Origin of the sequence: Actinomadura gamaensis, from assembly GCF_042652125.1 — a bacterium.
Classification (GTDB): Bacteria; Actinomycetota; Actinomycetes; order Streptosporangiales; family Streptosporangiaceae; genus Spirillospora; species Spirillospora gamaensis.
In genome coordinates this window covers 20,494-33,849 of the sequence record NZ_JBHSIT010000004.1, presented here as the reverse complement: position 1 = coordinate 33,849, position 13,356 = coordinate 20,494, and the positions used below count along the sequence as shown (strand labels likewise).

Genomic DNA, 13,356 nt, shown 5'->3' with positions numbered 1-13,356 from the left:
AGCAGTGCGGATCGCGTGTAGGGGGTCGGCTTGTTCAGCCGGTGAACAGCAGGCTGTCGGTCGGGCTGCTGAGCTGCGCGAAGCTCGGGGCGTCGCAGATGGGCCAGGCCAGGCCATTGGTGGTCCGAGTGACCTTGGCGCCCGCGAAGAGCCCGGCAGTGACCTTGCCCTTGCTGATGAGGTTGAGGATCTGCCCGTTGACGTTCTGGGTTTCGAAGCTGGTGTAGGTCACGGTGCTTCCGCCGGTGCCGGGCAGGAAGGTGTAGCTGACGGTCTCGGTGTCGTTGGGCCGAAAGAGGTTCGGCGGAACGCACGCGGCGTCGCGGGTGACAGGTCCGGTTTCGGCGTCGGCGGTGGCGATGCCGGGGCTCCCGGAGCAGTTGGTGAAGTTCTCCACGTGGTCGACCCGAACGGGCGTGAAGGTGGTGCCGGGGGACGGGGTGTAGGTGTACTGCTCAGCGCCTGCTTTGCAGAACAGCAGAGCGGCGGCGTCGGCGTGGATGGAGATCGGGAGGGTGAGGGCTGCGGTCGCCGCGACCGTCAGCGCCACCGCCATGCTCGAGCGCATACAGGCTCGCCTTCTCTTGGTCCGGCCGGCCGTCCACTGGTGCCTGGTTCGGTGGGGTTCCCTGGACGGCCGGTGAGTGCTCCCGAGTGAATCCGCACCCAGCTTGCTCCCCCAGGCACCCGCCACACAGAGCTGTACGGTTATGTATCCACATCGACACAGAGTGTGGCTAATAGCCGTAGATGAGCCCCTAACCAGTGGAAACATGGGTCGACGATCGGAGGGGGACGAGTCTCAGAGAGTCCAGGCCGGGGTCCAGCAGGCGTAGGTGACCTACGGCCCGGTCGTGAACCCGCAACTCATTCGCTCGCTTCCGCGGCGGAAAGATCGAGCCCACCGCCGCCGGTGGCGCTGAGAATCTCGCGGACGGCGTGCCGATAGGCGGCGGTCAGCTTCAGCTCGGCGGACGGCGATCCGGCGGCCTGGGGGCGGCGAACTGTTCGCCGACGCCAGCGAGGCCCTCGTCCAGCGGCTTGCCGTCCAGAACGCGGGCGAGCACGGACAGCGTCTCTTTGCCTGGGAAGCCGTCGGCATGTGCAGCCAATGTGCCCCCAACGGGGGTTCCCGGGTCTGAAACGACGCTGAGGGGTTACGTCGTGTGACGCAACCCCTCAGGTCAGAGGCGGAGGATCGGGGATTTGAACCCCGGATGGGCGGTAAGCCCAAACCGCATTAGCAGCTCTCTGTGACCGGTACTACGTCATGTTTTGCGGTCCCTGAAATTCCCGTTTTCCCAGCTCAACAGTCCACCAGGTGCACTGCTGTCGGCCATCTCCATTGACAGTCCGTGCCCACGATGTGCCCACCAGAGGGCAGAAGCCGCCACGCAACGATGACAGCAAGTCAGTTACTTAACGTAACCGGAGCGCTCTGAGGCTGGGCGGCGATAGTTGTTCTCCAAGGGCAAATGTCAGTCCAGAGAGGCCGCACGCCCAGAAAACCCAGCAAGGCTGGCCTAGCGGCCGATCCGGGCAACAGATTCGGCCATCCCCTGTGCACGAATGGCCCTGTCCAGTGTTCTGCGCGAGGCCGAGGGCGGAACACCCCCGCGTGCGCGGGGACGACGTCGGCCGCCGGGTCGCGAACCCTTGCCGGGGCGATGAGGACCGGCGATCTCTTTTCAACACCGCGCTCGCCGTGGCAGGTTGCGAACCCTCTCAGGGGCGATGAGGACCCGACAGGGCACGGGAGGGTACGGGGTTGGACTCGTTGCGAACCCTCATAGGGGCGATGAGGACCGTCCCCTCCAGACAGCGGCCCGGCCTGCTGATCGTCATGTCGCGAACCCTCGTAGGGGCGATGAGGACCTCGTGCCCGCGTCGGCGGACCGCGCCGTGTGGCTGTTGCGAACCCTCGTAGGGGCGATGAGGACCGCGGGACAGCTGTACGACGGGCCGCTGGTGCTGCCGTTGCGAACCCTCGTAGGGGCGATGAGGACCTGAGAACACTGCTGGCCCGGACCCTGGACGGCGAGTTGCGAACCCTCGTAGGGGCGATGAGGACGGTGCGCTGGTGGGGTGGCTGGCGATGCTCGGCATGTTGCGAACCCTCGTAGGGGCGATGAGGACCCGCCGTCGTCGTCCCCGACAACGTGCTGTTCGGCGGGTTGCGAACCCTCGTAGGGGCGATGAGGACCGGGATGACCTGGCCGTGCACCGGAACCACCGACCGGTTGCGAACCCTCGTAGGGGCCCCCTCCAGGACCCCAACGACCTGCTGCGGCGTTGCGAACCCTCGTAGGGGCGATGAGGACGCAACCCTCAGTCCGTGATGGTCTCGTAGTCCTGCGGCTGTTGCGAACCCTCGTAGGGGCGATGAGGACGCTGGCGGAAGCGGCGCCGATCGTCTCCGAATGGGCGTTGCGAACCCTCGTAGGGGCGATGAGGACCAGCCGGACGGGATGTACACGCTCGTCTACGCCGTCCAGTTGCGAACCCTCGTAGGGGCGATGAGGACCTGGGCGAAGGTCGAGGCGGGACGCGGCAGCCCGGCACGTTGCGAACCCTCGTAGGGGCGATGAGGACTGGCGCAGTGTCCGGCAGTTGGACTGCGGCACCCAGTTGCGAACCCTCGTAGGGGCGATGAGGACCCCACGGTAAAGCCGCAGGTGCGCTGAGGGAAGGCCGGCCCGCCGAAAGCGGATTTTGCAGCGATCCGCCGGTTGTGCTGTCGAGCCCGGCGTGTCGCTGAAAAATGCTTGATCAACTCGGTCCGTAGACTGGATGGTTGAAGAGGCTACAAGGCTGGTGGGAGCACGGTCGCGGCCCCGGACCGTCACCGCTCGAGCAACGATGGGCATCCGGCCCACCGCCATTGAGAACCATGGTCGATTCCACCGAAGCGCGCCAAGACCGTGCGCCTTCGCATCCTGGAGACTGAGCGCCTGCGCATCGCCGACAACGACACCTTCACCCACCATGCCCGTCACGCCAAGGTGGAAGGAAGTCGGGCGCCTGTGTCGAGGTCGTGGTGTCCGGTGCGCCGGAGACGCTTTCGACCCTGCACTACTGGGGCCTCGGGCAGCCAACAGTGCTGACAGTTGGGTCGGTACCTGCCGCCGCCTCGGACGTCCAGACATCCGGCCAGGTAGAGGTGCCCGTCGACCCTTCGAGGGTTCGCAACGCGTAAGGGAAGAAATGCTCGGTGGCCACCACCATCAGGTCCTCATCGCCTCTACGAGGGGTGCAATAACCCGAAATCGCCCCGCTACTGTAATTCCAGCAGGGTGCTCATTATCCCTGCGAGGGGGTCGTTAGGTCACTTCGGCGGGGAAGGGTTCGTAGGTGTTGGAGGTGTTGTCGAATACGAAGGCCGTCCAGCGGTCGGGCTGGATGTTCGCAAGGCGCGCTCCGAGGGCGACGGAGATGGCTACCGGGCCGGTGAGGAAGGCGGCGTGGCGGCCGGTGCGGGCGGCGGACGGTAGTGGGGCGTCCCGCCAGGCGCGGCAGATCTGTTCGACGACTGCGGTGTAGGTCTCGGCGGTCTCGTCCAAGGGGCCGGCGGTCTTGCGGCGGAAGAGCAGCAGGGTGCCGATGCCGTGTCGACGGCATGCGGTGCGGACGGGCTGGACGAAGTCGGGGCCGAGGTTCTGCAGGTCCACGGCGAGGGCGGCCCGGGACGGAGCGCCGCCTTCGATGCTCTCCACCGGTTCCGCGATGAGCGGTTCGGCGGTGAGCGGGTTCTCGCGCAGGCTGGTGGCCGGGAAGTAGGAGGGGTTGCCGTCTTGCTGGCGCATGGCGTGGACGACGATCTCGCGGGGGTGGGTGTGCCCGATCCTGGCGCCGAATCGGAAGGCGGCCGGCAGGGGCATGGTCGGGATCACGTTGATGCGGGCCGCGCCGGTGACGAGGCGTTCGGCGATGCCTGCGGCGGCGAGGGTCTCGTCGGCGAGGGCGTCGATGCCTTCTTTCGGCCAGGGATGTGTGGCGGGAAGGGTGAGGTGCGTCTTGACCGTGACGGTGTTCTCCCGGCTGTACTCGACCGCCTTGCTGTCCAGCAGTTCGGCTCGCCGAGCGCCCCGGACGGGATCGGCTGCGGTGACGACCAGCCCGATCTGCGTCTTGGCCGATTTGCGGAGGCGCAGCCAGGCGCCGACCCCCATCAGGGCGAGCCCGACCAGGCAACCGAGGACGAGCCACCAGCGTCCGGCCGGTTGATCGGTCACGAACGACTTGGCGGCTTCGATGCCGAACCCGCCCGCGAGGACCCCGCCGAGCCCGCTCCAGACCGCGCCGTCCTCGGCCAGGCGTCGGGCCGCCGAGGGGGTGGCGGATGGGCCGCCGACGACGGTCATCGTCGGTGCGTTCACGGTCTCGGACACTGCGAGCCTCTCTTCCGTCGTGGGGCACAACGTACTGATGGACGGCCGTTGCATCCCGTCCGTTTCCGGTCACGCGGGGCCGCGATGAGCAGGTCATTCCGCCGTCGCAGGCCCGCGGCCTGCCCCGCCTCAGTCACCTCCTGGGAAGAGCGGAAGGGCGAGCAGGAAGCGTGGCGGTCGGCCGGAGTCGGTCATCGGGGGATACGGCGGTTTGGTCGCGGTGCTGTCGGTCGGCGCCCCTAGCATGCCGCTCTGGACGTCCGTGGAGGTTCGTCCATCAGTACCCGGTGTCAATGCGGTGGACGTGAAGGGGGGCCGGGGTGAAGGTGCACGCGGTGGTGCTGAGCACGGCGGGCAACCAGAACTACATCTTCGGCTCGAACAAGCGGCGGGAGAATGTCGGCGCGTCGCAACTGATCACCCGTGTCGAGGGCGAATGGCTGGACAGGGCCCTGGCGGCGGTCGGGGTGTCGGGGCCGGACGCCCGGCGGCGGCGCGTCGAGGAGCACGGCGTCGAGGTGGTGACCGCGAACGCGGGCGGCGTGACGATGCTCGTCAGAGACCAGGAGACGGGCAGGCGGGTGGTCGGCGTCATCACCGAGGCAGCGCTGCGGGAGGCGCCGGGGCTGGACGTGTGCGGTGCGGTCGGCGAGGCGATCGAGTGGGGGGACGCGCAGGAACTCGCGCACGGTATCGCGGACGCCCGCGAGCTCCTCGCGGTGGCGCGTGCGAAGAGGCGTGGTCCGAGGCTGCGGTTCCCGGGAGTGCCGATCGCGGCGCGGTGCGGGTCCAGCGGTCTTCCCGCCCGCCGGGTCGTCGAGTTCGGTGGCGACCGGCGACCGGAGGCCCGTTCGGCGCCGAGCCTGGCGAAGCTGGACGCCTTCGGTCCGGCGCTGCTGCGGCTCGCCGTCGAGATGGGCCTGTGCGACGAGGATGACGAGGAAGGCAAGGGGGCGGCCCGCCAGAAACTCCTCGAGGTCGTTGACCACCTGAACGACAAGGCGGAGTGGGTCGCGGTCGTCCACGCGGACGGCAACGGGATGGGGAGGATCTTCCAGGGGTTCGCGTCCGGCAGTGGAACCAAGCGCGCGGACGAGTACACCAGGCGGCTGCGCGGGCTGTCCGAAGGCGTGGACGAAAGCGCCCGGCAGGCTTTCCGGTCGGCGTTCGGCATGCTGCGCGACAGCGCATGGTCGGCGCGGACGCCGGAGCCGCCGGTTCTTCCGCTCATTCTCGGTGGCGACGATCTCACCGTGGTCTGCGATGGGGAACTGGCCCTGCCGTTCGCCCGCCGCTACCTGGAGGAGTTCACTCGTCTGGCCAACACCGACGAAGCGGTCTGCAGAGCGCTCGAACACATCGAAGACCTGAACGGGCTGGGCGCGTGCGCGGGTGTGGCGATCGTGAAGCGCGCCTACCCGTTCCACAGCGCCGTCCAGCTCGCCGAGGAACTGACCATTGAGGCGAAGGCGGTGAAGGAGGAGCTGGGCCAGGACAGGAGCGCCCTTTCGTTCCATGTCCTTTTCGAGAGCGCGTTCGCCGACCTGGAGCGGCTGCGCAAGCAGCAGACCCTCGACGACGAGGGCACCTGCCTGACCGGCCAGCCCTACATCGTAGGAGAAGCGGAAGACGCGGAGTGGGCGCGGCACCGGCACTGGGACGACCTGGAAAGACGTGTCGCCGCCCTGACGGACACGCGGGACGGGACCCGCGTGATATCGGCCGGGCAGGTACACGAACTGCGGTCCGCCCTGTTCCGGGGGCACCGGGCCGCGGACGCGCGGTTGAGAATGGTGTCCACATGGCTCGGCGAGGATGCGGTCGAGGGACTCGCCGATGACGGTTCGCTGTTCTGGCATGACGGCCGGTACCGCCGCACCGGCCTTCTGGACGCCTTGAACGCCGCTCCCTTCCTCTCCTCGAAGGAGCGGGTATGAGATACACCATTTCCCTGACGTTGCGGATGCTGAGCGATTGGCACATCGGTGCCGGGACCGGACAGCACGGTCGCCTCAGCCGGCAGGTACTTCGTGACGAGAACCGGCTTCCGTTCGTCCCGGCCAAGTCGCTCAACGGAGTCTGGCGGGACGGCTGCGAGATCGCCGCCCGCGCCCTCGATGGGAAGGGCGGCGACCGCCGCGTCTGGCATGACTGGGTGGACTACTTGTTCGGGTACCAGCCGGCATTCCCCGGCGCCGAGGCGGCCGCGGCACCAGTGCGCTCCGCAGGGCATCCGCGTCCCGCCGCACTCCGCTATCTCGGTCCGTTGCGCGTGCCGGGCGGTCTCGGTCCCGCCGTCGCCCGGAACCGGCGCCTCGTGGACGCGGCGACGTTCGTGAAGCCGGGCGTCGCGCATGATCCGGTGACCGGCGCGGCGCGGGAGGACATGCTGCGTTTCGACGAGATGGCGCGCGGCGGTATGACGCTGGAGGGAACGGCGGAACTGTCGGACGAGCTGTCCGAGGAGCAGCTCGGCTGCGCCCGGGCTCTGCTGTGGGCGGGTGCGCGCCTGGTGGAGGGCATCGGCGCCAAGCGACGCCGCGGGTCGGGGCGGTGCCGGCTCGATCTGGGCGGCGCGGGCCTGCCGCCGAGCGTCGGCGACCTGGAGCGCTGGACCGCGGACCCGGTGCCGCCGCCGGAACCCGAGCAACCGCCGGGACCCGACTCCGCCGAGCGGTACGTGGCGGACGGCGGATGGGAAGGCGCCGTCCTGCACATGACCCTGGAGACGCCGCTGCTCGCCCACGACCGCACCGTCGGGAACCTCGTGCAGGGCCGCGACCACGCCCCCGGCTGGATGCTGCTGGGGCCGGTGCTGCGCCGGCTGGACTCGCCTGCCGCCGCCGCGGCGGCACGCTGCGGGGACCTGGTGGTGACCCCGGCCACTCCGCAGGTGGACGGGCTGCCCGGACGTCCCGTCCCACACGTCTTCGAACGCGACAAGGACAAGAAGGACGTCTACCTCAACCGGGCGGTGGAGGGCGTCCCCAAGGGCCGGGCCTTCAAGCGGGTGCGTAACGGGTATGTCGGCGGCGCTGCCCACGTGACGGTCGAGACACCTGGCTTCGTCCTCAGGATGCACAACACCATCGAGGACACGTCACAGCGCCCCACCCAGGCCCTCGGCGGCGTCTACGCGTACGAGGCGCTGGCATCCGGGACCGTGCTGGCGGCCGAGGTCCGGGTCCGGCGCGGCATCCTGGACGCGGGATGGTGGGAGAAGCTGAGCGGCCAGTGGCGGCTCGGAAGGTCCCGCAAGGACGACTACGGCCTGATCTCCGTCACCGCCGAGCCCCTCGACAGAACGGACGAGACGGTGCCGGACGAGGCTGCGCCGGTCGTGAGCGGCGACCGGCTGCGCGTCTGGCTGCTGTCGGATGTCCTGGTCCGCGACGCGTGGCTCGCCCCAAGCGACGACCCTGCCGACTTCGCGCGCCTCCTGGAGAGGGCGTTCGCCGCCGCCGGTGCGGACGGAGTGGAGCTCGAACCAGTCCTCCGGGAGCCCGGCCGGATACCGACCAGATACGAGATCGCCCGGACCGACTCCTGGCACCGCGGCTGGCGCCTGCCGAGACCCGCGCTCCTCGGCTTCGCGGCCGGCGGCTGCCTCACGTTCGAGGTCGGGAAAGGTCGTGTCGGAGCGGACGTCCTGGCGGCGGTCGAACAGTCCGGCATCGGTGAACGGCGCGGCGAGGGGTTCGGCCGCATCCGCATCAACGACCCGCTCGTCACGGGCGGGGTCCCGCCGGGGACCGGCGGCGACCAGGCGCCGAGTGACCCGTCCGAGACACCGCGTCCCGCCAGACTCCTGCTGTCCTCTGCAGACCCTGGCCACGCCGGCGCCCGGCTGATCGAGACGGCTGCGTGGCGCACGGAGATCTGGCGGCTCGCGGAGGAACGGGCGGCCCACCCGGGCAAGGTCCTCGGCCCCCTTGTCGAGCTTTCCGCGACCCGGCTGAACGCGCTCCGCCGCCTCTTCGACCACCTGGACGAGGAGCCCGCTCGGCTCGGCGCCCGTATCACCGCGCTCACCAGACGCTGGAACGCGCCGCAGGCGACAGCCGCGATCCGCGCGCTGCTCATCGAAAGGGACGTGTGGGAAACGCTCGGGTTCACCGACCAGGCCGAACTGGTCCTCACCGCCGAAGGTCTGGACGTCCTGCGCCGTGACCTGCGGGCCGACGCGCTGCGGTCGCTGCTGACCGCGTGCCTGGCCGCCCACACCCGCAGCGAAGCCCACCCCGAAGCCCACCCCGAAGCCCACCCCGAGGAGGCCCGCACATGACGCCCGCGAGGGGCCGCCCGATGGACCGGCGGCTCCGGGTGCGCGGCTGGCTGCGCACCCAGACCCCGCTGCACGTCGGCGGCATCGCGCTCGACCCGGCCGAGGCGCTGCCGGTCGCCGTGGACGGGCAGGACCGCGTCTACGTGCCCGGCACCAGCCTCGCCGGAGCCCTGCGCACCTGGATGCGCGGCGCCCACCCCGAGACCGACACGCTGGACGATCTATGGGGCTTCATCCGGGACGGGGAACCCGACTCCGGGCAGGCCAGCCGGATCATCGTCCGCGACGCCATCATCACCGCCTCCACCAGTACCGACGGCGACGGGATCCCCAACGACCGGCTCGGGTCCCGCATGCTGCCCGTCGTCCACGGCGTCGGCATCGACCGCGTCACCGGCGCCGCCGCGTCCGGCTTCCTGTACGCGCGCACCGTCGTCCCGCCCGGCCGCTACTTGTCCTTCGAGGTCGACATCGAGACGACCGAGGCCGACCTCGACCGGGACCGCGCCCGGCTGCACGCGCTGCTGAGCGCCCTGAAGTCCGAGGAGATCGGTCTCGGCGCCGCCAACGGGAAGGGCCTCGGCATCGTGACGCTGCTGCCGTCGCCGCTGGACGTCCACGAGCACGACTTCACCGGCCGCGCGGGCCTGCTCGCCTTTCTCGGCGGCGAACCGGAGGTGTTCGACGAGACGAAGGTGAACGCGGGCGCCGCCGATCTGCCTGCTCGCCGCGAGCTGCTCACCGTGCGGTTGCGGTGGCGACCCGACGCGCCCGTCATGGTCAGGGCCGCCGGCGAAGGCGCGACGATCAAGACGCTGCCGCTGACCACGGAGATCGGGCCGGACGCGCTGACGCTCACGCTGAGCGGCAGCTCCATCAAGGGCGCCCTGCGCACCCACGCCGAATTCATCGAGCGCACCGCCCGCGGCCTGGACGCCCCGCACCCTCCGATGCAGGACGGCGCACGGGACGTCGTGGCCGCGCGGCACCACGCCGAAGCCTTCCTCGACCAGCTCGACGGCCTGGACGCCGTCCGCATGCTGTTCGGCGCGGCCCGCCGCGAACCGGACGGTGACGCGTCCGCTCACCCGCGGGGACGGGGCGCCGTGACCGTCCACGAATGCGTGAGCGAGACGACCGTCCCCGCCGACGTGTGGGACCTGGTCGTGAACGGTGCGCCGAATGGCAACGGCGACGCGGACGGCGGGGGAAACAGCGGTGGTGACGGCGCTCGCCCAGCGCTGCCGCCCGCGGTGCGCGACGCGCTCGCCGCGCGCGGTCTCGACCAGGCCGACCACGTCGCCATCGACCGCTGGACGGGAGGCGCCGCCGAGCACCTGCTGTTCAGCGTGCTCGAACCGCACGGCGTCCGCTGGGAACCGATCCGGCTCACCGTCGACCTGACCAGGCTCGGCGACGACCGGGACGTCGCGCTCGCGCTGCTCCTGCTCGTCCTGCGCGACCTGGAGCAGCGCCGCGTCCCGCTGGGCGGCATGGTCAACCGGGGATTCGGCGACGTCACGATCACCGGGATCGAGTTCTCCGGCAACGGCTGGACACCCGGCACGGCACTCGCGGACGCCCTCCGGAACGACAGGCTGGCGGCCGCATGGCGCGAATACGTGGGGAGCCCGCGATGACCGGCACCATCCTTCACGTCGCGGCGCGCGACGGCCTCACCTTCGCCGAGGCCATGCGGCACGCCCCGGACGGGATCGCGCTACTCACCACGCCGTGGCGGTACGAGGTCGTCACCGCCGCCGAAGCGCGCCGCGCCGCGCCCGAAGGTGTCTTCGAGGCGCGTGTGTTCGACGAGCGCACCGAACTGCGCTGGCTCGGCGGTCCCGACGACCCGGGGCGCACCGTCGTCCTGACCGAGGACCCGGCGGCCCTGCCCGCGGCCTTCCCCGACGCCGGGCGGCTGGAGGCCGTCGGCACCGAGACCGGCGGCTACCTGCTGTGGGGCAGGGTCGTCGAGGCGTCGGACGGCTGGACGACGCTCACCACCGAACGCATCGGCACCCTGCGGATCCCGGGGGAGTTCGGTCGCGGCGACCGCGTGGCCCTCACGACCCGCGAGTACATCGCGCGCGAGCCCGTCCACGGCAACGCCTACATCGCGGAAGAACGCCTGCTGTCCTTCGAGGTCTCCGCACCGCACAGGGAGAAGGCATGACTGCAGACAAGCCGCCCAATCCCACCTCGGCCGAGATCTGCAACAAGTTCGACTCCGCAACGAGAGGGGCGAGGACAGGAAGTCGGACCCGACCGGGGCCGCTCCCTCCCCTCCGCCGCCGGAGACCCCCAAGGACGTGATCTCGACGTCTACGAACGCGAGGACTGACCCGACCGGCGCACCGCCGCCGCTGCTGATCCACCCGGTCGGCGGCGGCGATCTCGGTTGGCCGCCGCTGGCGGCGTCCCCGGCACCGATCGACTTCCACGGCGGCCCGGACGACCGCAGGCCACTGCACAAGGTCTTCGACGGCCTCACCGAGACCGGCACCGAGATCAGCGGCCTCCTCCTCATCGGAACAACGAACCTCCACGGCCCCTCGCAGCAGCCCTTCGTGGAACACGCGCGGCGGATGGGGGAACTGCTGTGCTCCGCCAAGGGCCTGTGCGGCCGGACGTTCCCGAAGGACCGGCTCCACATCGTCGAGGTCGCCGAACCCACCGTCCGCCACAGCGTCGACCCCCTGAAGACCGCGCTCACCGCACTGGCCGACGGCGAATGCCTCCTGACGTCCGGCAGCGGCTCCTACGCCCTTGGCGCGGGCGTCCTGCTCGCCGGCATCGAGACCGGCGTACCGATGACCCTCCTGCCGGTCGACGAACCGTCCGCCGCCTACCGTCTGCGCGACCTGATCGACCCGCGCGACACGCTTCGCAACTGGCTCCTGCGACACCGCTTCTGGGACGAACTCGCCGCCGTCGACCCGTCCAACGCCGACATCTGGCGGTTGCTGGCCGCACGCCAGCGCGCCGACATCGGTCCCGCCGAGGACACCACGCCCATTCCGGGCCTCGACCAGGGGAAACTAGGCAAGCTCACTGAACTGTGGCCGACCGTGCAGGCCGCGTTCTACGAACGCCTCGCGCGCGGCGAGGCCCTCGACCACGCGCTGCTGCGCACCTGGTTCACCCATCGGATCAGCAGCCCGTCCGCCAAGGAGGCCGCCGCGGTCCCCGCGTCGGCGCGCAGGGTGATCGAGGACCTCGCGAGGAGCCTCGGCGACCCGGAAAGGCGCGGCGGCGCGAGCCAGATCAAGGAGGCCCGCCGCCGACTCGTGCCGGTGCCCCGGGCGCGGCACGCGGCGCTGATAGGCGACGCCGAGTTCCTCGACTTCTTCGAGCGGAGCGCCTCGCACGAGGCGCACCTCGCCCCGCCGGGAGCCCGCCGCCTGCCCGGCTCGCTGCTCGCCAACGCGGACCAGTGGGAGGCGAGCGACCTGGTTCCCGGCCTGCTGGGAAAGCGCGGCCTGACGGCATGGCCCGTCCTGGGAACCGGCGACGTCCTGGTCTTGATGTGCGTCGGCAAGGTCACCAAGGACGACCCGGCCGACAGGGCGGGCCAAGCGGCTGTACGGGAAGTCATCGGCTGGGCATCCCAGCGCCGCGGGTCTCTCGCACGCCCCGGCCGCATCAGGCTGCGCCTGCTCGCCAGCGACGAGACGATGGAGCGCGCCCGCGCCTGGGTGACGCTCGCCCGGTCGACCGCCCCCGCCGGCAGCCTCGACGCCGCCGTCCTCGGCCCGTTCTCCACCGCTCCGGGCGACGCCGCCGACATCAACACCGAGCTCCTCGCCGAACTCGGCAAGGCCGAACCCACAGGACGGTACGGCTCGACCAGTCTGCGGGACGTGGACGAGGTCCTCCTCGTCATCAACTCCGGGAAGCCCGTGACGGTGAACGGCATGGTCGCCGCGGGCGTCCAATGGTCCCTGGACGCGGCGTGCCCGCTGCGCGTCGCCGAACTCGGCCGCGACCGGGCGCTGCGGACCGTGATCAACGAAGCCGGCCTCGCCCTGTGCCGCCTCGGCATGGACGGGTCCCTCGCCCGGCTCGCGTCCGCTGCCGTACGTCGCCTCGACACCCGCACGGCCTGGCAGATGCTCGCCAACGGCTCCCCCGCCCTGGCCGATGCCCGCGACGCCGCCGCCCGGTTCCACCACGACCTGTACGGCCACGCTGATCCCACGATGAACACGGGCGCCCGCTGCGCCCTCGCCTGCCGCCGCTTGGAACTGATCGCGCCCGTCCTTGCGGGCGAGCCGTGGCCCGCCTGCTACACGGCCGTCGAAGTGCTCCGGCCGGGGCTCTTCGACTGGGATGCGTGGAAGATCCTTCGGGAACGTTTCCCGGCGCTCAAGAAACTGAACAATCAGCGCAACGAGAGCCCTTACTCCCATCTCCTCGACAGGCTCCGCGACGAGAAACGCCGACAGGCGTCCGGAATGAAAGGACGGAAACTGTCACACACGCCGCCGGCACCCGCAACAGTCATCGACATGCTGCACGGCTCCATCGAGGTGTTCCAGCGACTCGGCCGGATGCGCAATCGACAGACCGAGCCCGGCCCGGACCTCGTCGCCCGCTACACCCACCTCCGCGAGCAACTCGAAGTACTCGGCGGGGACCTGTGTTGACCAGGCAGCCTCGATCAGACGATGCGCGGTCGCT

At 70.4% G+C, this 13,356-nt stretch carries 7 protein-coding genes and 2 CRISPR repeat arrays; of the genes, 5 read left to right on the top strand and 2 right to left on the bottom strand.

Annotated features, from left to right (window positions below):
- Positions 1-34: 34 nt before the first annotated feature.
- Entirely contained in the window at positions 35-568 is a 534-nt protein-coding gene (locus ACFPCY_RS14305; RefSeq protein WP_378255223.1) for a hypothetical protein, read from the bottom strand.
- 1,077 nt (positions 569-1,645) lie between these two features.
- Positions 1,646-2,203: direct repeats of the CRISPR family, unit length 30 nt; unit sequence GTTGCGAACCCTCGTAGGGGCGATGAGGAC.
- An 87-nt stretch (positions 2,204-2,290) separates the two neighbouring features.
- A CRISPR array of direct repeats spans positions 2,291-2,657; the repeat unit is 30 nt; unit sequence GTTGCGAACCCTCGTAGGGGCGATGAGGAC.
- 663 nt (positions 2,658-3,320) lie between these two features.
- Entirely contained in the window at positions 3,321-4,388 is a 1,068-nt protein-coding gene (locus tag ACFPCY_RS14300; RefSeq protein WP_378255221.1) for a hypothetical protein, read from the bottom strand.
- A 320-nt stretch (positions 4,389-4,708) separates the two neighbouring features.
- Between ACFPCY_RS14300 and ACFPCY_RS14295 the strand changes: the two genes are divergently transcribed.
- The 5 genes from ACFPCY_RS14295 (at position 4,709) to ACFPCY_RS14275 (ending at position 13,322) form a co-directional block, all read left to right on the top strand.
- Positions 4,709-6,325 (top strand): Cas10/Cmr2 second palm domain-containing protein, encoded by a 1,617-nt coding sequence (locus tag ACFPCY_RS14295; RefSeq protein ID WP_378255219.1) that lies wholly within the window; start codon positions 4,709-4,711, stop codon positions 6,323-6,325.
- A complete protein-coding gene (locus ACFPCY_RS14290) occupies positions 6,322-8,673 on the top strand; it encodes an RAMP superfamily CRISPR-associated protein (RefSeq protein ID WP_378255217.1) in 2,352 nt (783 codons plus the stop codon). Before ACFPCY_RS14295 ends, ACFPCY_RS14290 begins: the two co-directional genes overlap by 4 nt.
- Positions 8,670-10,313, top strand: coding sequence for an RAMP superfamily CRISPR-associated protein (locus ACFPCY_RS14285; RefSeq protein WP_378255215.1), 1,644 nt, complete (start codon positions 8,670-8,672; stop codon positions 10,311-10,313). The genes ACFPCY_RS14290 and ACFPCY_RS14285 overlap by 4 nt, the downstream gene beginning before the upstream one ends.
- Positions 10,310-10,849 (top strand): type III-D CRISPR-associated protein Csx19, encoded by a 540-nt coding sequence (gene csx19 / locus ACFPCY_RS14280; protein WP_378255214.1) that lies wholly within the window; start codon positions 10,310-10,312, stop codon positions 10,847-10,849. Before ACFPCY_RS14285 ends, csx19 begins: the two co-directional genes overlap by 4 nt.
- 136 nt (positions 10,850-10,985) lie before the next feature.
- Positions 10,986-13,322: a hypothetical protein gene (locus ACFPCY_RS14275; protein ID WP_378255212.1), complete on the top strand. Its 2,337-nt coding sequence runs from the start codon at positions 10,986-10,988 to the stop codon at positions 13,320-13,322.
- Positions 13,323-13,356: the final 34 nt, after the last annotated feature.

What these genes read in the sequence shown, in the direction of transcription:
- ACFPCY_RS14305 (WP_378255223.1), bottom strand. Translation starts at nt 568, where the DNA reads ATGCGCTCGAGCATGGCGGTGGCGCTGACGGTCGCGGCGACCGCAGCC.
- ACFPCY_RS14290 (WP_378255217.1), top strand. Translation starts at nt 6,322, where the DNA reads ATGAGATACACCATTTCCCTGACGTTGCGGATGCTGAGCGATTGGCAC.
- ACFPCY_RS14285 (WP_378255215.1), top strand. Translation starts at nt 8,670, where the DNA reads ATGACGCCCGCGAGGGGCCGCCCGATGGACCGGCGGCTCCGGGTGCGC.
- csx19 (WP_378255214.1), top strand. Translation starts at nt 10,310, where the DNA reads ATGACCGGCACCATCCTTCACGTCGCGGCGCGCGACGGCCTCACCTTC.